The sequence below is a fragment of the Falsihalocynthiibacter sp. SS001 genome (assembly GCF_042445055.1).
Taxonomy (GTDB): Bacteria; Pseudomonadota; Alphaproteobacteria; order Rhodobacterales; family Rhodobacteraceae; genus Falsihalocynthiibacter.
Genome location: NZ_CP170339.1, coordinates 2,212,295 through 2,234,273 on the forward strand (window position 1 = coordinate 2,212,295; position 21,979 = coordinate 2,234,273).

Sequence of the window (21,979 nt, forward strand, 5' to 3'; positions counted from 1 at the left end):
TTTAGGCACCTCCCATCAAAAATGAATGTATATCCTCTGCGGCATCGCGCCCTTCTGCAACGCCCGTTACTGTCAGGTCATCGCCACCAGTGGCGCAATCACCGCCGGCCCAAACGCCATTCAGGCTCGTTGCGCCAGTTTCAGACACTTCGATTTTGCCGCCTGCAATCTTCAGACCTTCGGGCGCGCCAATCAATGTCTGACCGATGGCCTTGAACACCTGATCCGCCGCAATAGTAAAGACTTCGCCAGTCCCCTGAAGCGCGCCATTTTCGCTCTTGGTGTATTCAAACTCAACACCCGAAGCGGCGCCTTCTCCAAGAACAACACGAGGCTGCGCGTTATAGATGATCCGCACGCCTTTGGCGGTGGCAAGCTCTTGTTCGTATAGGCTCGCGCTCATCGCTTCTTTACCACGACGATACACCATTGTGACGTTATCTGCACCCAGAAGTTTGCTCTGCACCGCCGCATCGACGGCGGTCATCCCGCCGCCGATCACGACAACATTGCGCCCGACAGGAAGGGCAGAAAGAGTATCCGTCTGACGCAAATCTGCAATAAAATCAACGGCATCAATAACACCGTCGTTGTTCTCACCCGGAGCACGCAGCGCGTTCACACCACCAAGTCCGATCCCGAGGAACACAGCGTCATAGTCATCTTGCAAACGTGCCAACTCGAGGTCCTTGCCGAGCGCTTTGTCCGCATGAAGCGTAATGCCGCCAATCTCCATGAGCCAGTCGACCTCGCGTGCCGCGAACCCGTCGACCGATTTATAGGCGGCGATCCCGAATTCGTTCAGGCCACCCGCCTTGGCACGCGCATCGAATAGATCAACGTCGTGCCCCTTCATCGCCAAACGATGCGCCGCCGAAAGACCCGCAGGCCCAGCCCCCACAACAGCGACCTTTTTTCCTGTTGCCTTAGCGCGGGTATAGGGATGAACGCCCTTCTCCATCAGGGTGTCCGTCGCATAACGCTGCAAACGGCCAATCTCGACAGGTTTGCCCTCGGCCACCTCCCGTACGCAAACTTCTTCGCAGAGTGTCTCTGTGGGGCATACGCGCGCGCACATCCCGCCAAGGATATTCTGATCAAAGATGGTTTTCGCCGCAGCTTCTGGCGTGCCAGTGGCGATTTGACGAATGAAGAGTGGAATGTCGATGCTCGTCGGGCACGCCGTCATGCACGGCGCATCGTGACAGAAATAGCAACGATCCGCGGCGACCGTAGCTTCGTGCCCGTCAAGGGGCGCATGTAGGTCAGAAAAATTCTCGGCGTATTCATTTTCAGACAACCGACCCGAGACAATTCCGGGTGTATACTGGCTGTTCGGCATAGTGGCCTCCCTGCTGGCGTTATTTGTTGTATTGAGCGTTGCATAGGTCAAAAATTTTATCAAATGGTAAATTTTTGAATCTTCATTTTTGCCGCGCAAACGCCAAAAGCGCCTCAAATTGCAGCAAATGAGGGCTTAATTTTTGCAACAATGTACAGGAAACGGGCAAAAAGCGTCAAAATCGGACGTCAACTATGGGCCGCAAGCTAAACGCGGCCCATTTTGTGATTGGTTATTGCTTGGCAAGGATCAGGTCGAAGTCCACGCGGGAATAGGCGTCGTTTACCTTTCCGGACAATTTGTAACCATCGGGAAAACTTCCCGCAGGTTGTGGCACGTAGGTCATCACCAAGTCATCCCGAACACCAAAAACCGTGTCTTGGTCCAGATACGGATCATCCGACGGGAATACCTCTGTCACCAGCGTGCGATAGCCTGGGGCGGAGACAATGTAGTGTAGGTGCGAGGGGCGCCAAGGGTGCCGTCCGGCGGCATTCAAAATCTCGCCTACGGGTCCATCGCTGGGCACTGTATAGCACACCGGACGAATAGTCGTGAACGTATACCGTCCTTCTTCATCTGCGGTCATCAACCCGTGGAAGGAGTGGATGTCCTGATCTGGGTCTTGGCTGGAATAGAGGCCGTTCGGCGCGGTCTGCCAAATATCGATGGTCGCGTTCGGGATTGGATCGCCATTGGTGTCGCGGACATAACCATGCACCAAGAGCACTTCGCCCTCAAAATCACGCTTCATATCCCCCCCAACCTCAAGCGCTGGCGGATTAGAAACGTGGAATGGCCCAAGTACCGAAGAGCTTGTGGCCTCTGGGTTGGAGTTCTGCATATCGACGAGTGAAGAAAGCCCAAGGACATCGCTCAAGAGCACAAATTCATTGCGTTCGGGGTCTGTGATCCGCCCTGCCCATTCAAGGAACTCAAGACCTTTGCGCCACTCATCGTGTGTTAGCTTTGTCTCGCGTGTGAAGTCATGAATGTGGCGCGCAAGTGCGACGAGCACCTCTTTTACGCGCGGGTCGGTGTCATCGCCGAAATAGCTGCTGAATACATCGGTGATGTTGTCTTTGGTTACGTTGCGCATGTGGGCGCCTCCTAATTCAATATTGCCAAGCTGAGCGCAGGAAAGCGGATCAACAAGATGAGAACGATCAACATGACACCCGCGAACGGGAGCGCGCCCAAGAACACATCCTTGAGAGAGATGCGGTCATCGTTAAGGGTGGCTTTGATCACAAAACACGATATTCCGAGCGGCGGCGTCAGCAAGCCGATCTCGGCGCCAACGACCGTAATGATTCCGAACCAAACGAGGCTAAGGCCCATTGGCTCAACTAGCGGGAGGAACAACGGAACAACGATCAAAATGATCGACGAAGTATCCAGAAGTGTCCCCAGGAACAGCATCATGATCACATAGAGCACCATGATGGTGAAGAATCCCGCGTTGCTACTCGCAAGAAGATCGCCAAGCTCGTTTGGAAGTCCGGCAAGGCCCAACATACGGCTGTAAATAGAGGCGGCAGTAATCAGGAATAGGATAGATGCCGTGATGTGCCCCGTCTCAAGGAGTGCTTCCCAGAACCCGCGAAGCGAAATTTGGCGGCGGACCAATGCAATGATCAAAGCAACAAGGGATCCAGTCGCGCCAGCCTCAACCGGCGTGAGCCAGCCCGTATAAATGCCACCAAGCACAACAGTAATCAGCGACAGAATAGGTAGAGTTTTGCTGGCGATCTCTTTCCACGACATACGCTCATATTCGTCGGCTGGTCGCCCACCGATAAAACCGGGCGTCAGGCGGCCCATCACCCAGATTGCCACGACGTATGCGAATGCAAGCATGATACCCGGAACAACACCCGCAAGGAACATATCGCCAACGGATTGCTCGGCAACAAAGCTATAGATAATGAGCATCGCCGAAGGCGGAATGATCATCCCCAACACCGACGAACCCGCGACGACGCCAACCGCAAAGCGCGGGTTGTAACCATTGCGCATCATCTGGGGAACGGACACCTTGGAGAACACAGAGGCCGACGCAATTGAAGAGCCTGTAACCGCAGCAAACACAGCGTTCGCACCAACGGTGGCCATACCTATACCGCCCTTCACACGGCGGAATCCCGTGCTCATGACCTCATAGACATCACTGCCTAATCCCGCTTTGGATACCACTAACCCCATAAAGGTAAACAAGGGCACCGTGGCGAAGGTGTATTCCATAACGCTATCACTGACAGCGACCTTCAGCAGGTTCATCGAGAGTTCAAAATTGTCGCGCATTAACCAGATCGATACGAACGACACCACTCCAAGCGCAATTGGAATGTAGACCCCCATGTAAATCAAAAAGATAATCGCGACGACCGAATAGGTCCCAAGTTCGATAGGGCTCATTTGTCGTCCTCATGTTCTGACATCCGGATAAGCTCCGGCTTGGCTGCGGGGGAGATTACTTTGAGAGCGAATATGATCGTGCAAAGCCCCGCACTCAGACACGTCACCAGTTTGATTGGCCACCACGGTGCTGTGAACACACCAGGCACGCCGAAATAGTCCTGACTCTCCCACATCTTCGCAAATTCCGGCCAGATCGCGACGGCGATTAGGGCCATGAAAACTGCCGATACTGTTTCAATTATATGACGGATGGTGCCTGCGGTCTGTGGATACCGCATCCCAAGCACCGTCAAGAACCCGTCCGAACGGGTCAAACGGTTTACGCGAATAACATCTGGCAATTGCAAAAACACGATGAGGACCATTGAGAATTGAACAACCTCTACCGCGCCTAAGAACGGTTTATGGAAAACACCGCGCGCCACGACGTCGTAGTTCACGACAACAACAAGTGCCAACACAACCGCAGTTCCGATTGCGTTGGCTCCCATTGCTATACTGTTAGTTATACGGGAAAGGGCCCGCACAGAGTTATTAAAAGCTTCAGCCATGCTGGCAGGCCCCTTCCTTAGTCTTAGTTTTCGGACCAGTCGCGTAGACCGTCATAGCCTGCATCGTGCAGTTTACCGAGGTAGGCGCGCAACATCTCTTTGCCCGGCTCGCCGCTCGCCTCGAGCGTTTCTGCCCATTCCTGTGCGATGTTTGGCATTGCCGCCGCCCATGCTGCACGATCCTCTGGCGTGGCATCGATGATTGTCCCGCCAGCAGCAACATACTCTTCGCGGCTCGTCGCAGCGATATCCATGGCAATATTCGCAAGGTGATCGCGATACATGACCGAGACTTCTTCGATCGCGGTTTTCACTTCGTCAGGAAGCGTTTCCCAATAGTCCGCGTTTGCTGTCAGGGTCTTGGAGTTAACCGCACCGAAATCAACGTTGTACATATACGGTCCAACTTCGGCGATCTTGAACGTCGCAGCGGCTTCTGGCCACAGCATCGCCTGATCCACCAAGCCAGTATCCATCATGTTGTAGAAATCCGTAAGACCACCGCGCACACCAGCAGCATTCTCGATCCCTTCAAGATAGCGCAGATTCATACCCGCACCCGCGATCTTTTTGCCCTTGATGTCCTCAAGAGTGTTAACCGGTTCTTTGGAGAAAAGTTGGTACGTATCAAGCACAACGCCAGTCGCTAGGTAGACTTGATTCTGCTCGGCGAACTCTTTTGAAACAGAAGGAAACTCGCGAGCGATTTCATCAACCGCCTTAGCAACTGCACGCGCATCGCCCGAAACAAATGGGGTCACCGCAGCAAGCGCTTGGCTTGGCAATTTGGACGAGTGGAAAATCGTTGTAACCACACCGATATCCCCGAGGCCAAGCTCAATCCCCTCAAGCACGCCACGCGGCTTAACGATAGAGCCGCCATAGCTTTCCTGCCATTCGATCTTGTAATTGCCGGTTTCCGCGAGCTTCTTGTCCACTTCGGGGATAAAGAAATTCGTGAGTTCTTGAACCCACATCGCACGAGCCGGATATCCGTCGATCAAAACCGTCTTAATCGTCTCAGTTGCGAACGCAGGTAGCGCCATCGCACTCGTCATCAGCGCCGCAAGTGCTGCACCCTTATTAACTACACCCATTGTTTCCTCCCTAATGGTTGATTTCGTTATTATTTCTGGATCAATCGATCCTCGTTAAGCGGCTCTCTCCTCTTGGCCGCATTTCCTCATAAAACGGTACAAACCTTGTCAAACTCGAAGCGTGGAAGCTTCTGGAAAAGCGCGCTTTCATCGGCATAACCAAGGTTGCAAAGAAAGTTTGATTTCAGAGTTGTGCCCGCAAAGAATTCTTCGTCGACGATTTCATTCGAGAAACCGGACATTGCGCCGATATCGAGCCCCAAAGCACGCGCCGCGATCATAAAGTAGGCGCCCTGCAACGTGCCGTTCCGAAAGGCCGTAACCTCGGAATGCTCAGGCTTTCCCTCAAAATGCGGGCGGCGATCTTCATGCGGAAAAAGAAACGGCAGTTCGCGCCAGAAATCCAAGTCATACGCAATGATCGCCGTGACCGGAGCATCCATCATTTTGTCGATGTTTTTGGCCTTTAGTGACTTTGCCAGACGCTCTTTCCCTTCTGGCGAGCGCACAAAGACATAACGGGCCGGACAGGTGTTCATGCTTGTTGGGCCCTGCGCAGTCAGTTCGTAAAGCTGGTGCAGCATTTCGTCGGATACCGGCGTATCTTTCCACGCATAATGTGAGCGCGCATTTCCCAGAATCACATCGATCGAGGCCTCATCCAGCGCGGGCTTTGTTTTCTTGAGCTCTCTAAACGTGCTCTGCGCTTCTTCGCGCGCAGCATTTAAGGCTTCTCCGACTAGTGCAGGCATTTCTCTTCCCATCGTAGCGCTGCAGTTAGCGCAGCAAATTTCAACTTAGACCCAAAACAAATCAGCAAAACCTCCCGAAAAGTTTTTTCGATCTATTGTCGATTTTTGACTACGTTTTTACTCCTTGTCAAATAAAATCGATTTTTTTATGGTTTAGCCAAACAGGGAGGAATGAACATGGTAGCATGGAACGAGTATAAGAAGGTCGCAAAGGAAAGAGGCGCGCTTGCGCTGGAGCTTTATGTCGTTGAATCGACACCAGAAAAGCCGCCTGAGGAGGTAAAGTCGAACCTACCTGCCCACCTAGACTATCAGCGCGATCTGGAAGAACGCGGTGTACTCGTTCTGGCTGGTCCGCTTTCCGATGCCACAGGCAACGAGATGATGGGTGCGGGTATGATTATCTATCGCGCCGCATCTATGGATGAAGCCCGCGCGCTTACCGAAAATGACCCGATGCACCAAAGCGGCGCGCGCAGCTTTAAGCTGCGTAAGTGGCTGATTAACGAAGGAAACCTTACCATCAATGTCGGCTTGTCGACTGGTAAAACTTCTCTAACCTAAGGTGATAAAATGAACGCGAAATCCCCACTTAGCGATCTTCTGACGACCCTGCTCGCGCGACGTCCGTTTACGCGAAAAGTAGAGGATTCGCGTTCGATCATTACCCTTTGCGAAGCTCTTCTGAGCGAGCGCACAGAAAACTCTGGCCTACAACAGGCTGCTGCAACCCTTGCCCACTATCAGGCATTGGAACCTGACGAAAAACTGAACTTTTTCAAATACCTGAACGAGGAATTGGACGTAGATCCAATAGCCATCTCCGACGCCGCAAAAGCCTATGCGGAGGATAGGAGCGTCGATAACTACCGTATGCTTGGGCGCGCAGCCGAAGCCAGAAGACAAAACCTCTTTCGCCGCTTGAACCAAGCACCCGGTGCCACTTCGGAACTCGTTCAAATGCGCAGCGATCTACTTCGTTGCGCCAAATCGGACCCTGAGCTTAAGCGGCTGGACCTAGATTTGAGCCAACTCCTGAAGAGCTGGTTCAACCGAGGTTTTCTGGTGCTACGGCAAATCACATGGGACAGCCCCGCATCGATTCTCGAGAAAATTATCGAGTACGAAGCCGTACATGAAATTCACAATTGGGACGACCTTCGCCGCCGTTTGGCCCCCGAAGATCGACGCTGTTTTGCGTTCTTCCACCCCTCGATGCCCGACGATCCCCTTATTTTTGTTGAGGTTGCGCTAACCAAAGGCATTCCGGGGTCAATTCAGTCCGTTCTATCCGAAGAGCGCGACGAGCTATCCGAGGATGAAGCAGATACCGCCGTTTTCTATTCGATTTCGAACTGTCAAACTGGGCTTGCGGGGATTTCATTTGGGAATTCACTGATCAAACAGGTCGTTCAAGATCTGTCGCGAGATGTGCCCAACTTAAAAACCTTCGTCACCTTATCGCCTATCCCCGGCTTGCGAAAATGGGCAGAAGCCGAAGGGCACGCATTAGATACGGACGACGCCGAAACGCTCACACGCCACGCGGCGACATACCTTCTGGACGCCAAAGCACCCAACGGCAAACCGCTTGATCCCGTTGCGCGCTTTCATCTGGGGAACGGGGCAATCGTCCATAAGCCTCACCCAAACGCGGACACATCGGATAACGGCGCAAAGCAATCCTATGGCGCAATGGTTAACTATCTGTATGATCTAGGAAAAATCGCGCAAAACTCCGCAACGATGGAAGCTGGTGGGGCCGTACCTGCGACGACGGCTGTGCGGTCACTCGCGAAACAAGCGAAAGCCCTCACAAACTAGCTAAATTTTTGGATTAGCTAATTAATTCCGAAAGGAAGGCCCCAGTGCTGCGATAATGCGAAAGTAGCAGGCTGGAGGCCAACTCGGCATCGCGATCGATGGCGGCATCAAGGATTGCTTGGTGCTCCGCCGCGACATCACGGCGGCCGTAATCCTGCGACCGCCCCGCCAAATAGCGATAACGGACGTTAAGATCATATAGCTGCGAGCAAAAGCGAAGCAAAATCGGCGATACGCCACAAGAGATGAGTTCCATATGAAATTTCTTGTGCAGTTCCTCAAACACGCCCGAAACCGAGCGGTCCGCCCTACTCATGTAATGGTGGACCAGAACCAAGCTCTCTTCCCACTCTTTATCGCCATTCGCAATACTCTGGCGAAGCGCCATATCCTCAAGATTACAACGTAAATCAAGTATTTCAGTGAACTGGATCTTGCTGGTCGGAGCCACGCGAAAACCGCGCTGGTCAATTCTTTCGACAAGTTGATCTGACGTCAGCAAGCTCAACGCTTCTCGTACCGGAGAGGCGCCAGTACCGTAATTTTCCTTTAAGGTATCGACCTTTAACCGATCGCCAGGTGCAAGTTTTCCCAGAATGATCTCTTCTCGAAGAGTCATATAGGTGCGTTGCGTCGACGATTGACTACTAGTGAGCGGCTCTACTTGCTTATCCATTCCAAACAATAATCAAATTATTCGGGGATACGCAATAAATAACGATTTTTTGGGTCTCAAAATCTGTCGGCAATAGCAAATACCATAGTTTATTGGGTTTCCTCGCCGCTTTCAGATGCGGAAATCATGCGAATCCCCGCCAAAATCCATTCCTAACACCTAAGAAGCAGGGCAAGACAACATCCACAATAATCGCCTTAAATTTAAAATATCGTTTTTTTATTGCACGAGGCCATAATAACGTTAAAACAATAAGTGGATCGAGATTAGCTTGGAGCACAAGATGCGTGAAACTCATTTCAAAGACGGACAATGGTGGGTCAGCCCCTATAACTTCATTCCAGAAGTAAGAGAGAAACTGCTTCTCCCCCCCAAAGTACAAATTCATGACGCAACGCTGCGCGACGGAGAGCAAACTCCCGGCGTTGTTTTCTCAATCGACGACAAGATCGCGATTGCCCAAAAAATGGATGAGATCGGCGTCGACCGGATCGAAGCAGGCATGCCCGCGGTTTCGCCGCAAGATGCGCAAGCCATTAAAGAAATCTCGAAGTTGGGCCTGAAGTCCAAGATCTTCACATTCGCGCGCGCGCTGAAACAAGACATCGACATGGCTCTGGAGTGCGGCGCCGATGGCGTGATCATCGAAGTGCCAATCGGGTACCCCAAGCTTGTGACTCAGTTCGGCTGGACTTGGGAAACCGTATTTGAAAAGAGCCGCGACGTGATCAACTATGCACGTGAGCAAGGGCTTTACGCGGTGTTCTTTCCATATGACACCACCCGAGCGCGGGCATCGGACCTTGAAAACCTCTGCAAAGGCATCATGAATGAATCGCCGCCGGATTCCATCGGCATCGTTGACACCATGGGATGCGCGACGCCCGAGGCGATCAAATACATGGTCGGTTGGGTCAAGGAAATGACAGGCCTTCCTATTGAAATCCACACGCACAACGATTTCGGGATGGGCGTCGCAACGGAACTTGCCGCGGTAACCGCTGGTGCCGAGGTTGTTCACAGTTGTGGTAACGGCCTAGGTGAGCGCACGGGCAACGCAGCACTTGAGGAACTCGTTCTAGGGCTGGAGCTGCTCTATGGCTATGAGATGGGCTATAAGCTCGACAAATTGCCGGAACTCGGTGATCTACTCGCAGAGCGGTCAAACATTCCAATCGCGCGTAACAAACCCATTCTCGGCTCGGGTAACTTTATCCGTGAATCCGGCATCGGCATTCAATACGTCATGCATGACCCAATGGTCATGTTCGGCACCCACCCCGCCCTAACAGGGCGTCAGGGAGAAGTGGTTTTGGGCAAGAAGAGCGGCAAAGCTTCGATCAACTACAAACTCGAAGAGCTAAATCTTGATGCTGTAAACGACGATCAGAATGCCGAAATCCTCTCCCGTGTTAAGCAAGCTGGCATCAAGAAACGAGGCCTTGTGAACGACGAGGAATTCATTGCCATCGTAAACGCTGTACGCGGCTAATCGGTCTCACATGTAAAATCAAGAGAAGGCGGGGCTCCCTCGCCTTTTTCTACTCTTAAGTGTCGACCAGTGACGCCCAAACTGATTCACTGAATTTTTTCTTAATTTTCACTCCATTATTGGCTAGAATAGCTTGGCTCCGAACTTTTTGTGCGCTTATGCGCCCAGTGATGAGGTGTTGATGCTGTATTTTACCAAGCGGATCAGAAACGAATTTCTCGATACTTGTGCCCGCATTCGTGAAGGCAGTTTGCGCCTGCGAACGCCCGAAGGGGATATACACAATTTTGGCCACGGAGCGCCCGAAGCGGAAATTCATATTTACGATTGGTCGGTTATTACGGCTATCGCCGCGCGCGGGGATATCGGCCTTGGCGAAACATATGTCGCGGGGCTTTGGGATACGCCATCCATCGAAAACCTTGTCGCGGTGGCCCTGAAAAACCTCGAAAACTTTCAGTCCTTTGCCTATCCGAGCCGCTGGAGCACCTTCAAGTTTCGTATTCTCAATCAAATCCTTCGCGCAAATTCTGTTGCAGGGGCGGCGCGCAATATTCAGGCGCATTACGACGTGGGGAATGAGTTCTACTCTCTCTGGCTTGATGAGAGCATGACTTATTCATCAGCGTTATTCTCAAACGAGGACTCCGACCTTTTCCATGCCCAGAACCGCAAATACGACCGTATCCTTGGCCATTTGGGTGAAGGGGAGCGGATATTGGAAATCGGTTGCGGATGGGGCGGATTTGCCGAGCGCGCAGCAGATGCGGGGCGATATGTGACGGGGCTTACGATTTCGCCGAGCCAACTAAGCTATGCTACTCAACGCCTAAACGGGCGCGCGGATATTCGGCTTCAGGACTATCGCACGACATCTGGGACTTTTAATAACATCGTCTCTATTGAAATGATCGAGGCCGTTGGCCAAGCCTATTGGCCGACCTATTTCAAAGCATTGAAGACCCACCTTTCCGAAGGGGGCCGCGCGATGATTCAGGCGATCACCGTACCGGATAGCTATTTCGATATTTACCGCCGAGGATCGGATTTTATTCGCCATTACACCTTTCCGGGCGGGATGCTTGTCTCGGATAACGTGATCGCGGAACAAGCCAAACGAGCCGGCCTCGTGGTTCTTAACAGCTTCGAATTTGGCAAGGATTATGCCCGCACCTGCTCGATCTGGGACGAGAGACTCGTGGCCAAATCCGATCGTATTCGCGCGTTGGGATATGATGAAAAGTTCCTGAGAAACTGGCGCTTTTATCTTGGAATTTGCGCTGCTTCCTTCTCGGTTAATCATACGAATGTGGTCCAGGTAGAGCTGGCACATCAGTAGAGCGCTATTTTCCCCTCTCGAAATTCGCAGAAATCCTGACAGGAATGCTTTTCTATCACGTTTCAACTGTCTATAAGCGATGAAAACGCCTTTTGGTATATTGCGGCCAAAGAAGCGGCAACGAAACAGATCGAGGACGGCATGACAAAAAATCACGATTCAGATGTGGCCTTCATTAAGGCACTTGCGGAACTTCTTAACGAAAATGATCTCACCGAGCTTCAAGTTAAGCGCGAGTACGGCGAAGACGACAGCCTTAACGTACGCGTAAGCAAGAAAACGAATGTTGTAGCAGCAACAACAGTTGCAGCCCCCGCTCCGGCACCTGTCGCAGCCGCGCCTGCCGCTGCTCCTTCGGCGGCACCTGCCGTGGACAACGACGATCCTTCCAACCACCCGGGCGCGGTTCCGTCCCCCGTGGTAGGCACCGCATACATGGCAGCAGAACCGGGCGCTGCGGCATTCGTAACGGTCGGAAGTCAGGTTTCCGAAGGCGACACGCTGATGATCGTAGAAGCCATGAAAACAATGAACCACATCCCCTCGCCTTCATCTGGTACGGTCAAACGCATTCTTGTCGCCGATGGCGATGCGGTCGAGTATGGCCAACCGTTGATGATCATCGAGTAGGGTTTCTTGATGTTTGAAAAAATTCTAATCGCAAACCGTGGAGAGATCGCATTGCGCGTCATCCGCGCGTGTCGTGAGATGGGGATTAAGTCCGTCGCCGTTCACTCGACGGCGGATTCTGATGCGATGCACGTTCGTATGGCTGATGAGGCCATCTGTATCGGCCCCCCGTCGAGCACCGATAGTTATCTGAACGTTGCCGCCATCATCGCGGCCTGTGAGGTTACCGGAGCGCAAGCGATCCATCCTGGGTATGGCTTCCTGTCCGAGAACGCGAGCTTTGTTCAAGCTCTCGAAGATCACGACATCGCCTTCATCGGCCCCACATCCGAGCATATTCGCATGATGGGTGACAAGATCACCGCGAAAGACACGATGATCAAGCTCGGCGTTCCTTGTGTTCCCGGCTCCGACGGCGGCGTTCCTGACTATGAGACCGCTCGCGAAGTTGCCGACAAAGTTGGCTACCCCGTTATCATCAAGGCGACCGCCGGTGGTGGTGGACGCGGCATGAAGCTTGCCAATAGCCCTGACGAACTCGAAGTGGCTTTCCGCACCGCCCGTTCCGAGGGCAAATCGGTATTCGGCAACTCTGAAGTCTATATCGAGAAATACCTCGGCACTCCGCGTCACATCGAAATTCAGGTGTTTGGCGACGGTAAAGGTGGCGCAGTGCACCTCGGAGAGCGTGATTGTTCGCTTCAACGTCGTCACCAAAAGGTATTCGAGGAGGCCCCCGGCCCCTGCATCACGCAAGAGTTGCGGGACAAGATTGGTAAGGTCTGTGCGGATGCTTGCGCCAAGATCAACTATGTCGGCGCGGGAACGATCGAGTTCCTCTATGAAAACGGCGAGTTCTATTTCATCGAGATGAACACCCGTCTTCAAGTTGAGCATCCGGTTACCGAAGCCATCTTTGGCGTTGATCTTGTACGCGAGCAAATTCGCGTCGCAGCGGGCGAAGGTATGTCGTTCGGGCAGTCGGACCTTACGATCAACGGGCATTCTATCGAAGTACGGATCAACGCAGAACGTCTTCCGAACTTCTCGCCCTGCCCCGGAAAAATCACGCAATATCATGCCCCTGGCGGTCTGGGTGTTAGGATGGATAGCGCTCTTTATGATGGCTATACGATCCCGCCCTACTACGACAGCTTGATCGGCAAGCTGATCGTACACGGCCGCGATCGACCAGAGGCCATCGCGCGCTTGCACCGTGCACTGGGCGAACTGATTGTGGATGGTGTAGCGACAACCCTCCCATTGTTTGACATGCTGCTCGCAGAGGAAGACATCCTCACCGGGAATTATGACATTCACTGGCTTGAGAAATGGCTCGCTAGAAACCTTTCCGAATAAACAAATGCCCGCCCCGAATACGGGCGGGCATTTTGCATAACGGGGCTAAATGTCTGAGGCACTGACACCGGAGATTCTTTTGAACGGCTATGCCTCCGGTATTTTTCCGATGGCCGAAAGCCGCGAGAATCCCGAAATATTCTGGGTTGATCCGCAGCGTCGCGGTGTCATCCCACTGAACGGTTTTCACATATCACGAAGCCTAAGACGCACCCTCCTTCGTACGCCATTTGATATTCGCATGAACAGTGATTTCGAAGCTGTCGTCCAAGGCTGCGCAGACCGTTCAGAAACATGGATCAACAGCGAGATTTCATTCCTATATCAAGAACTTCACAACCTAGGTTTTGCGCATTCTCTTGAGGTTTGGGACGGTGAAACTCTCGTTGGTGGGGTGTTCGGCATCGCATTGGGCGGTGCGTTCTTCGGAGAGAGTATGTTCTCGCGCAGGCGCGACGCATCCAAAATCGCGCTTGCGTATCTTGTGGATCGCCTTCGCCGCTGTGGCTTTGCGCTTTTCGATACACAATTTGTGACAGATCACCTGACATCTCTCGGCGCTCTGGAGATTCCGCGCTCTGAATATCGGCGACAGCTATTCTCGGCAATCCGGATAGACGCCAATATCTATTCTGCTGGAGCGCTCGCGTCGGCGGAGGCTGTCTTGCAGCTCAATACCCAGACATCATAGCGCGAGTGATCCAACGCATTCAGCGCCGGAGCCGATTCGATCATCCAACCTTCGAACACGATTTTACCGACCAAGCGATCCTCAACCGTGAGGTAGGCATATGCCTCCCCCGATGGGTTGTCGGGCGGATAGCGACACTCTTTTAGCGAGATAAGTAACGGCCCGAACATGGCTTCTTCTCCGGCCGCCAGCTCAATATCCGTAAGATCCGTGCTTACACGATCCAAGCCGCGCAAAACGACCCCAAGCCCCTCTACAACCTTATCCGCCTGCTCTTCGGTTTCGATATCACCAAAAAATTGCGTATCAGGAAGCGGGTTTCCTTCTGGGTCAACGAAGCCTATCTCGTTGTTTTCAGTCAGCAATCCTTCAATCTGCAACCCCTGCTCTAGTGACGGCAAGGGTTGTTCTTGAATGTCCTGCGCCATCAATGGCGTGGCGCTCAAGGCAAGGATGAAGGAAAGGCGGAGCATTACTCCTCGCTCCCTGAAACGAATTTCATCAAGAGGGAAATCAAGCTCACGGCGCCCTGCGTATCTTCGATCTCGGCGCCTGGTTGATAGTTGTCAAACGAACCACCGGGGCTGATTTCGACGAAGTTACCGCCCAACAATCCTTCGGAAGCGATGGATACGGCGCTATCGTCGGGAATTTCGATACCGTTGAAGAGCGTGATGGTCGTATCCGCGCGGAATGTCTCGATATTGAGGTCCATATCCGTAACCGAGCCGATTTTGACGCCGGCCAAGCGCACGTCAGTTCCGACGGTTATCCCCTCCGCGGAGCGAAAGCTCGCCGAAAGGTCATACCCTGAACTGCTGTTGCCAAAGCCCGTTGCCTTACCCGCAAAGATGAGGAAACCCGCGGCAACCGCCAAAACGGCCCCGCCCACGAAGATCTGGGTTGGGGAATCGCTCATGATTATTCAGGCTGCCAAGCTTCGTAATCGCTGCGGCTCGCAGGAGTTGCCTGACGCAAAGATCCCGCAGGAGCATATGCATTAAGCGTACCTGTTGGGTTCACCTCATGCGGTTTTTCCCATGTTTTATGGGGCAGAGGCGCATCCTCGGGCGTTTCATTCCATGTAAAATGCAGCCAGCCGTGCCAGTCTGGTGATACACGGCTTGCTTCAACGTCACCGTTGTAGATCACCCAGCGGCGCGTACCGTCTTTGTTTTGAAAGAACTGGTTACCGTCAGCATCCTCGCCAACCTTGGTGCCTTTGCGCCAAGTAAACCAGCGCATCCCCAAAGTTTCGCGGTTCCACCACGTGATCAAGCTAAGAATAGAACGCATAGGAGTCTCCGAAAATCATTGAGTTAGATATGCCGCAAGAGCGTTGCGAGGTCTAGCCCATACATAAAAAACGAAAGCAAAATGCCGCCGATTGCACATAGGGAAACCCGATACTAGCAAAAGGGCGGCCTGTGTGGCCGCCCGAATGAACTATCCCGCGCTTACTGGCTCTTCGGCGCTGGCATCGCCATGCACGAGGAGTGGAGCAGCATCGCTTGTGACGGCCTCTTCGTTCACCACAACTTCGTTCACCGAATCCAAGCTTGGCAAATCAAACATCGTGTCCAGAAGGATTTCTTCCAGAATAGAACGAAGTCCGCGTGCACCTGTCTTACGCTCAATTGCGCGATCAGCGATTGCCTTAAGTGCATCATCGGTGAATTTCAGCTCGGCGTTCTCAAGCTCGAACAACAGTTGGTACTGTTTCACCAATGCATTTTTAGGCTTGGTCAGGATTGTTACCAGCGCATCCGCGTCGAGATCCTCAAGCGTTGCAATCACTGGCAAGCGACCAACAAACTCAGGAATCAGGCCAAACTTCAGAAGGTCTTCAGGCTCGAGGTCTTGGAAGATTTCACCAACGCCGCGGTTATCATTGTTTTTGACGTCCGCACCGAATCCCATCGCGCTTCCTTTGCCACGGCTTGCGATAATCTTATCCAAGCCAGCAAAGGCGCCGCCACAGATGAACAGGATGTTCGTTGTGTCAACTTGAAGGAATTCCTGCTGCGGATGCTTGCGCCCACCTTGCGGCGGTACAGATGCAACCGTGCCTTCCATGATCTTTAGGAGCGCTTGCTGCACGCCCTCACCCGACACGTCACGCGTGATGGATGGGTTGTCGGATTTGCGCGTAATCTTATCGACCTCGTCGATATAAACGATACCGCGTTGCGCACGCTCGACGTTGTATTCACTCGCCTGAAGAAGCTTCAGGATGATGTTCTCAACGTCTTCGCCGACATAACCGGCCTCGGTCAACGTGGTAGCATCCGCCATTGTAAACGGTACGTCCAAAATCCGTGCAAGTGTTTGTGCAAGAAGCGTTTTACCGCAACCTGTTGGGCCGATCAGCATGATATTGGACTTTGCCAGCTCAATATCACCATTGCTGCTCGAATGGTTCAGGCGTTTGTAGTGGTTATGCACCGCAACCGCGAGAACACGTTTCGCATGGGCCTGACCGATCACATAATCGTCCAGCACTTCGCAAATATCCATTGGCGTTGGCACACCGTCCGTCGCCTTGAGACCACTGGATTTGGTCTCTTCGCGAATGATGTCCATGCAAAGTTCAACACACTCGTCGCAAATGAATACGGTTGGCCCCGCAATAAGTTTACGAACCTCATGCTGGCTCTTTCCGCAGAAAGAACAGTAGAGGGTGTTTTTGCTGTCGCCGCTCGTCGTTTTCGCCATGTTGATCCTCTGTTTGATCGCTGGTGGCCGCTCTGTGCCCGATCAAACTATAGTATGCGTGATTGGGCAGCCTTGAGTTCTAACTTAGGACAGCCAATTTTCATGTACAATGCCAAAATCATTGCACCGTCAAAGCGCCCCTTCAACCACCTTTGTTCTAGTCGTCTTTGCTACGGTTCTCGACGATTTCGTCGATCAAACCCCAGTCTTTCGCCTCTTCTGCGGACATAAAGTTGTCACGCTCAAGACTATCGACGACTGTTTTAAGCTTCTGCCCAGTGTGCTTCACGTAGATGCCATTCAGGCGATCTTTGAGCTTCTGGGTTTCCTGCGCGTGGATGAGAATATCCGTCGCTTGCCCCTGATAACCGCCAGAAGGCTGGTGTACCATGATGCGGCTATTGGGCAGGGAATAACGCATTCCCTTCGCGCCAGCCGCAAGCAAGAGCGACCCCATGGATGCCGCCTGCCCAATGCAGAGCGTGCTCACCTTGGGTTTGATGTATTGCATCGTGTCGTAGATCGACAAGCCGGATGTCACAACGCCGCCAGGGCTGTTGATATACATCGAGATTTCTTTATCCGGGTTCTCGGCCTCAAGGTGCAGCAACTGCGCAACTACTAGTTGGCTCATTCCGTCATGCACCGGACCGTTTACAAAAATAATCCGCTCTTTGAGCAATCGCGAAAAAATATCGTAGGCACGTTCGCCACGGCTCGTCTGCTCCACCACCATGGGCACGAGGTTCATATACGTCTCAACTGGGTCGTTCATATTTGCCTGCCTACTTTTTTGCGTCATTCGTATCCATGCGGATCACTTCTAAGAAGTAGTAATAGTCCCCAACCGGACCTGCAAGGGCTGCCCTGCGACTTTCCCACGCCAATCCGCTAAATGCCCTGATAAACCGTAATTCTTATCAAATTGGAAACATATCCCGATTATCCGCAAACAGGTGCGTATTGCGCTTATTCGGCGACTGGGGCATCTAAGGGCATGACTTTGATCTTGTTCAATAAGCCTTTCAATGTGCTCTCGCAGTTCACCGACGCGGGAACCGAGGGGAGCAAGCGCCAAACGCTTTCGGACTTCATTGATATCCCAAAGGTCTATGCGGCTGGACGGCTGGATAAAGACAGCGAGGGGCTTTTGCTTCTTACGGATGACGGCAAGCTGCAAAACCGCATTGCCAGCCCGAAATTCAAGATGGAAAAGACATATTGGGTTCAGGTCGAAGGCACCCCAAGCGACGATGCGCTTTCGCAGTTACGACAAGGCGTTACACTCAAAGACGGAAAAACGCGTCCCGCAAAGGTAGAACATATCGATGAGCCAGACGATCTATGGCCTCGAACACCACCCGTTCGTTTTCGCAAAACCGTTCCCGATAGTTGGCTTTCGATTACGATATCAGAGGGCCGCAACCGTCAGGTGCGCCGCATGACAGCGCATGTCGGAGCGCCAACACTACGACTTATCCGCTATAGCATTGGCGATTGGACCATCGACGGCATAGAGACAGGAACTTGGCGGCACGCCTAAACGGCGCGCCCCTCGGCATCGAAGAAATGTAAACGATCCGGATCCAGAATCAGCCCGACGCGATCCTCTGGGCGTAGCGAGCTGTCGCCTTCTACGCGTACCGTAATGCGCCCAAGTGGCCCCGCATCCACGATCACAAACGTATCTGCGCCAAGGTACTCGAGCACATCAACTATCGCATCAAGCGCGCCCTCTCCTGCTGCGCCAAGCTTGATATGCTCGGGCCGACACCCCACACTTACCGCATTTTCGTGCCCCTCGATTGCTCCGCCGCGCCCTCCTTCAAGGGCAAACGCGCCGCCAGAAACCGCGCAGCGCATCACATTCATTTTCGGAGAGCCAATAAATTGCGCCACAAACAGGTTGGCGGGCTTTTCATAGAGTTCGCGCGGCGTGCCGACCTGCGCGATATACCCGCCCTCTAGCACGACGATGCGATCTGCGAGGGTCATGGCCTCGGTCTGGTCGTGAGTCACATAGATCATCGTAGATTTAAGGCTTTGGTGTAGCTTTGCTATTTCGTAGCGCATCTCCACACGAAGGCTGGCATCCAAGTTCGACAGCGGTTCATCAAACAAGAACGCCGTGGGGTCGCGCACAATCGAGCGCCCGATTGCCACCCGCTGGCGCTGACCGCCGGACATATCCTTGGGGCGCCGTTCCAGCAATGGTTCGAGCTTCAGGATACGGGCGGCCTCATCGACCTTGGCGCGGATTTCATCCTTGGGCGCTCCTGCAGTTTTCAACGAGAACCCCATATTATCGCGCACCGACATATGCGGGTATAGCGCGTAGGATTGAAACACCATGGACAGGCCGCGCTTGCTAGGCGGGTCGGCAGTCACGTCTTTGCCATCAATGAGAATCGCACCGCGGCTGGTTTCTTCAAGACCGCCGATCATCCGCAGAAGCGTAGATTTACCGCACCCCGAAGGGCCAACGAAGATGACGAACTCGCCCTCGTTAATCTCAAGATCCACGCCCTTGATAACCTGAAGATCACCATACCATTTCTCGGCTGCTTTAAGCGTAATGGCCCCCATCAGAATCTCCCCTTCGCGTGCTGCCCAGCCCATGTCAGCCAAATTGCCGCTGTCCACGAGAACACATTCCCGCCCTCTGGTGCGCCGTCTTCTGGGCTGAAATACTCATAGAAACCGTGCTCGGCGATCAACTTCTGTGTCCCTTTGCGAAGGGTCTCGGCCTCTTTGGCATAGCCCGCCTCGGTAAGCCCGATCCCGATAAGCGAATTGAGCATCCCCCATACAGGTCCGCGCCAATATCGTTTCGGATTGAACTTCTCGCTGTCGGGATCATTTGAAGGGATGCCGAACTCAACCTTCGACATAATGCGATTGAAATGGTCGATCATGCGCCCGTCATGCTGGCCCGCATAGGCATCCAAGAACGAAGCAGAGCTGAGGGAGTTTGCAAATTCTCCTGTCTTTAGATCAATCGAGTCGTAATACCCCGCAGGGTTCCAATGATTCTTGCAGCCTTCCTCCAACTGCTCGATCCACCCCTCAATCTCCGAGGTCTCGTGATCCAGTTCAATGGCAATGGCCAACAAATCGCGGCAAGCCCGCAGGAGGATAAAGGTCATGCCCACGTCGGCCACGCGAAAGGGGCCGCTCTTGGCGATCTCGTCTTCGTTCCACCCTGTTTCACGGCCGTGATAAACAATCTTGAGATAGCGATCATAGTCGATTTTCTTGGGCCGCATTTCGGGGTCTACATGGTCGGTATCGCGCCGATGGTACTCCCCGACCCCGCTTGGGTCGATATTTGCCATCGCTCCATCCCAATCACAGGCATTGTCGCGCCCGCTTTCCCAAGGATGAACAATCGCGACCATTCCGCGTGTTAGCCTGTTCTTGATGAACCAGCGGTGCCACGACACCAACCGCCCATAGATAAGCTCCATGTGAATACGGCCATAATGCTTGTCGCTTTCATAAATCGAGCGGACCATCGTTGCCGCAACTGGCGGCTGGGTAATGCCCGAGGTATGCGGCACGCGCTCCACCGCCCAAACGTCAGGTCCGGGGAAATAGCCATCCGCGCGCTTGTGGAAAATAATATGCGGAACCATGCCGTTGTCCCACTGTCCTGTGAACAACGTATGAATTTCAAACCACGCGCGTTTCACATCGAACGAAGCAATTCCCCAAGCGGTAAAGCAGCTATCCCAGTTCCACTGATACGGGTACAGCCCCGAGGTCGGCACCGTGTATCCGCCACGGTCATTATTGCGCAGAATGCGCCGCGCCACTCGATCAATTTTCGCGAGATCCATCGTCTTATCCTTTAACAGAGCCCGCTGTGAGGCCCTTCGCTATGAAACGTTCAAGCCCAAGAAACAGTGCCATAATCGGTACGGTCGCGATCACCGCGCCCGCCATCAGGTGCTGTCTGGGAATTTCGGAAGAGTTGAGCATGGCCACGCCACGCGTCAGGGTGAATTTTGACGGGTCGTCCAGCAACATGAACGCCAAAAGGAACTCGTTCCACGCGATCATAAAGACATAGAGCGACACCGACGCGAGCGCAGGTAGGCTCAGCGGAAGTGTAATTTTCCAGATGACCTGCAGGCGGGACAAACCGTCCATCAGGCCCGCCTCTTCAACCTCGCTCGGAAGGCCGCGGAAATACCCCTGAAGCATATAAAGCGCGACGGGAATGGTCGTTACGGGGTAAATCAGCAGCAAACCAAAGATCGAATTCCGCAGACCAAGCATCGAGAACACAATGTAAATCGGCAACGCCAGAACGATCAGCGGCACCATATAAATAAGTAGGATTGAGCGCGAGAACGCCTTTTGTCCCTGAAACCTAAGCCGCGCCACCGCATAGGCCCCCGGCACCGAAAACGCGAGCGTAATCAAAACTGTGGCAACCGAGACGAACAATGACACCATGATGAAACGGTCGAAATTGAAGTCGCGGAAAAGTTCCACATAGCTTCGGAAGAGGCCCAAGCCCTTCTCTAAATCTAGCGAGAAATCGAGTGGGTTCTGCAAGAGGGCCTGCTGGCTCTTCATGCTTGTCATCACCATCACGTAGAAAGGGATCAGCACAATCGCGGTAAAGAAGGTGTAACCAAACCCTGTTAGAAAGCGGATCACGGACTCTTCGAATTCGTGCCGCGTTAGGGCCCCCACGGACAACCCCGCAAGCATTCTTTGCAGCGGGTAAGCCAAACAGGCACCAAACAACGCGCCCACTAAGGCAGTCAACAAGGACGACACGCCCTCCCCGACAATCACTGGCCCGACATCAATGAATGGCAAGGCCGCAAACAGCACAACCATCCCCCCGACCGCAAGAGCACGCGGGAACCTAAGCAAAACCCATCCGACAATCGCCCCCGAAATCAACGACATAGTGACCGATGGTTTAAGTGGTTCACCCGTGGCAAAGCTCATTGCAACGGTCACGACCACCGCCATAACAACCGCCCAAAGCGCACCGATGAGCGGCGCCGCCACATATCCAAAACGTAAATATTTCACTCTGCGCCCTCAGGTAGTTGCGCCAGAGGAATGCG

The 21,979-nt window shown here is 53.2% G+C and carries 23 protein-coding genes; 8 read left to right on the forward strand and 15 right to left on the reverse strand.

Annotation, left to right across the window (positions count from 1 at the left end):
- Nucleotide 1 precedes the first annotated feature (1 nt).
- From ACFE33_RS10580 to ACFE33_RS10605, 6 genes are all read right to left on the reverse strand, one after another.
- Nucleotides 2-1,342 carry an NAD(P)-dependent oxidoreductase gene (locus ACFE33_RS10580; RefSeq protein ID WP_380053088.1) on the reverse strand — a complete coding sequence of 447 codons (1,341 nt, stop codon included), beginning with the start codon at nucleotides 1,340-1,342 and terminating at the stop codon, nucleotides 2-4.
- Nucleotides 1,343-1,574: 232 nt separating this feature from the next.
- On the reverse strand, nucleotides 1,575-2,441 hold the full coding sequence (locus tag ACFE33_RS10585) for a dioxygenase (RefSeq protein WP_380053090.1): 867 nt from the start codon (nucleotides 2,439-2,441) through the stop codon (nucleotides 1,575-1,577).
- Nucleotides 2,442-2,452: 11 nt separating this feature from the next.
- A complete protein-coding gene (locus ACFE33_RS10590) occupies nucleotides 2,453-3,760 on the reverse strand; it encodes a TRAP transporter large permease (RefSeq protein ID WP_380053092.1) in 1,308 nt (435 codons plus the stop codon).
- Nucleotides 3,757-4,314 (reverse strand): TRAP transporter small permease subunit, encoded by a 558-nt coding sequence (locus ACFE33_RS10595; RefSeq protein WP_380053094.1) that lies wholly within the window; start codon nucleotides 4,312-4,314, stop codon nucleotides 3,757-3,759. Before ACFE33_RS10595 ends, ACFE33_RS10590 begins: the two co-directional genes overlap by 4 nt.
- Nucleotides 4,315-4,337: 23 nt before the next feature.
- Entirely contained in the window at nucleotides 4,338-5,411 is a 1,074-nt protein-coding gene (locus ACFE33_RS10600; protein WP_380053096.1) for a C4-dicarboxylate TRAP transporter substrate-binding protein, read from the reverse strand.
- A gap of 86 nt (nucleotides 5,412-5,497) precedes the next feature.
- Nucleotides 5,498-6,163 carry a malonic semialdehyde reductase gene (locus ACFE33_RS10605; protein WP_380053098.1) on the reverse strand — a complete coding sequence of 222 codons (666 nt, stop codon included), beginning with the start codon at nucleotides 6,161-6,163 and terminating at the stop codon, nucleotides 5,498-5,500.
- 177 nt (nucleotides 6,164-6,340) lie between these two features.
- Here ACFE33_RS10605 and ACFE33_RS10610 point away from each other — a divergent pair, with 177 nt between their 5' ends.
- Nucleotides 6,341-6,727: a YciI family protein gene (locus ACFE33_RS10610; protein WP_380053100.1), complete on the forward strand. Its 387-nt coding sequence runs from the start codon at nucleotides 6,341-6,343 to the stop codon at nucleotides 6,725-6,727.
- A 9-nt stretch (nucleotides 6,728-6,736) separates the two neighbouring features.
- Nucleotides 6,737-7,987, forward strand: coding sequence for a malonyl-CoA decarboxylase (locus tag ACFE33_RS10615; RefSeq protein ID WP_380053102.1), 1,251 nt, complete (start codon nucleotides 6,737-6,739; stop codon nucleotides 7,985-7,987).
- 13 nt (nucleotides 7,988-8,000) lie between these two features.
- On the opposite strand, the gene ACFE33_RS10620 is transcribed toward ACFE33_RS10615, so the two are convergent.
- Nucleotides 8,001-8,606 (reverse strand): GntR family transcriptional regulator, encoded by a 606-nt coding sequence (locus ACFE33_RS10620; protein WP_380053104.1) that lies wholly within the window; start codon nucleotides 8,604-8,606, stop codon nucleotides 8,001-8,003.
- A gap of 340 nt (nucleotides 8,607-8,946) precedes the next feature.
- Here ACFE33_RS10620 and ACFE33_RS10625 point away from each other — a divergent pair, with 340 nt between their 5' ends.
- The 5 genes from ACFE33_RS10625 (at nucleotide 8,947) to aat (ending at nucleotide 14,174) form a co-directional block, all read left to right on the forward strand.
- The gene (locus ACFE33_RS10625; protein WP_380053106.1) at nucleotides 8,947-10,155 is read left to right on the forward strand and encodes a 2-isopropylmalate synthase; all 1,209 of its coding nucleotides are present in this window, start codon (nucleotides 8,947-8,949) and stop codon (nucleotides 10,153-10,155) included.
- Between the two features lie 181 nt (nucleotides 10,156-10,336).
- The gene (locus tag ACFE33_RS10630) at nucleotides 10,337-11,494 is read left to right on the forward strand and encodes a class I SAM-dependent methyltransferase (RefSeq protein ID WP_380053108.1); all 1,158 of its coding nucleotides are present in this window, start codon (nucleotides 10,337-10,339) and stop codon (nucleotides 11,492-11,494) included.
- 141 nt (nucleotides 11,495-11,635) lie between these two features.
- Nucleotides 11,636-12,124, forward strand: coding sequence for an acetyl-CoA carboxylase biotin carboxyl carrier protein (gene accB / locus ACFE33_RS10635; RefSeq protein WP_380053110.1), 489 nt, complete (start codon nucleotides 11,636-11,638; stop codon nucleotides 12,122-12,124).
- A gap of 9 nt (nucleotides 12,125-12,133) precedes the next feature.
- Nucleotides 12,134-13,483, forward strand: a complete 1,350-nt coding sequence (gene accC / locus ACFE33_RS10640; RefSeq protein WP_380053112.1) for an acetyl-CoA carboxylase biotin carboxylase subunit — start codon at nucleotides 12,134-12,136, stop codon at nucleotides 13,481-13,483.
- 49 nt (nucleotides 13,484-13,532) lie between these two features.
- Nucleotides 13,533-14,174 carry a leucyl/phenylalanyl-tRNA--protein transferase gene (gene aat, locus ACFE33_RS10645; protein ID WP_380053114.1) on the forward strand — a complete coding sequence of 214 codons (642 nt, stop codon included), beginning with the start codon at nucleotides 13,533-13,535 and terminating at the stop codon, nucleotides 14,172-14,174.
- On the opposite strand, the gene ACFE33_RS10650 is transcribed toward aat, so the two are convergent.
- The 5 genes from ACFE33_RS10650 to ACFE33_RS10670 all read right to left on the reverse strand — a co-directional run bounded on the left by ACFE33_RS10650 (nucleotide 14,111) and on the right by ACFE33_RS10670 (nucleotide 17,664).
- Entirely contained in the window at nucleotides 14,111-14,647 is a 537-nt protein-coding gene (locus ACFE33_RS10650) for a DUF2155 domain-containing protein (protein WP_380053116.1), read from the reverse strand. The genes aat and ACFE33_RS10650 overlap by 64 nt on opposite strands.
- Complete coding sequence (mlaD, locus tag ACFE33_RS10655) at nucleotides 14,647-15,093, reverse strand: outer membrane lipid asymmetry maintenance protein MlaD (protein WP_380053118.1); 447 nt, start codon at nucleotides 15,091-15,093, stop codon at nucleotides 14,647-14,649. The genes ACFE33_RS10650 and mlaD overlap by 1 nt, the downstream gene beginning before the upstream one ends.
- Nucleotides 15,094-15,095: 2 nt before the next feature.
- A complete protein-coding gene (locus tag ACFE33_RS10660; RefSeq protein ID WP_380053120.1) occupies nucleotides 15,096-15,470 on the reverse strand; it encodes an NADH:ubiquinone oxidoreductase subunit NDUFA12 in 375 nt (124 codons plus the stop codon).
- A gap of 150 nt (nucleotides 15,471-15,620) precedes the next feature.
- Nucleotides 15,621-16,889, reverse strand: coding sequence for an ATP-dependent Clp protease ATP-binding subunit ClpX (clpX, locus tag ACFE33_RS10665; protein ID WP_380053122.1), 1,269 nt, complete (start codon nucleotides 16,887-16,889; stop codon nucleotides 15,621-15,623).
- 157 nt (nucleotides 16,890-17,046) lie between these two features.
- Nucleotides 17,047-17,664 carry an ATP-dependent Clp protease proteolytic subunit gene (locus tag ACFE33_RS10670; protein WP_380053124.1) on the reverse strand — a complete coding sequence of 206 codons (618 nt, stop codon included), beginning with the start codon at nucleotides 17,662-17,664 and terminating at the stop codon, nucleotides 17,047-17,049.
- A gap of 222 nt (nucleotides 17,665-17,886) precedes the next feature.
- Here ACFE33_RS10670 and ACFE33_RS10675 point away from each other — a divergent pair, with 222 nt between their 5' ends.
- On the forward strand, nucleotides 17,887-18,432 hold the full coding sequence (locus tag ACFE33_RS10675) for an rRNA large subunit pseudouridine synthase E (protein WP_380053126.1): 546 nt from the start codon (nucleotides 17,887-17,889) through the stop codon (nucleotides 18,430-18,432).
- Here the strand turns inward: ACFE33_RS10675 and ACFE33_RS10680 are convergent.
- From ACFE33_RS10680 to ACFE33_RS10690, 3 genes are read right to left on the reverse strand one after another with little or no spacing between them, the layout of a single operon-like run.
- Nucleotides 18,429-19,475 (reverse strand): ABC transporter ATP-binding protein, encoded by a 1,047-nt coding sequence (locus ACFE33_RS10680; protein ID WP_380053128.1) that lies wholly within the window; start codon nucleotides 19,473-19,475, stop codon nucleotides 18,429-18,431. The two genes, ACFE33_RS10675 and ACFE33_RS10680, sit on opposite strands and share 4 nt — an antisense overlap.
- Complete coding sequence (locus ACFE33_RS10685) at nucleotides 19,475-20,728, reverse strand: hypothetical protein (RefSeq protein ID WP_380053130.1); 1,254 nt, start codon at nucleotides 20,726-20,728, stop codon at nucleotides 19,475-19,477. Before ACFE33_RS10685 ends, ACFE33_RS10680 begins: the two co-directional genes overlap by 1 nt.
- A 4-nt stretch (nucleotides 20,729-20,732) precedes the next feature.
- On the reverse strand, nucleotides 20,733-21,944 hold the full coding sequence (locus tag ACFE33_RS10690) for a carbohydrate ABC transporter permease (RefSeq protein WP_380053132.1): 1,212 nt from the start codon (nucleotides 21,942-21,944) through the stop codon (nucleotides 20,733-20,735).
- Between the last annotated feature and the right edge of the window lie 35 nt (nucleotides 21,945-21,979).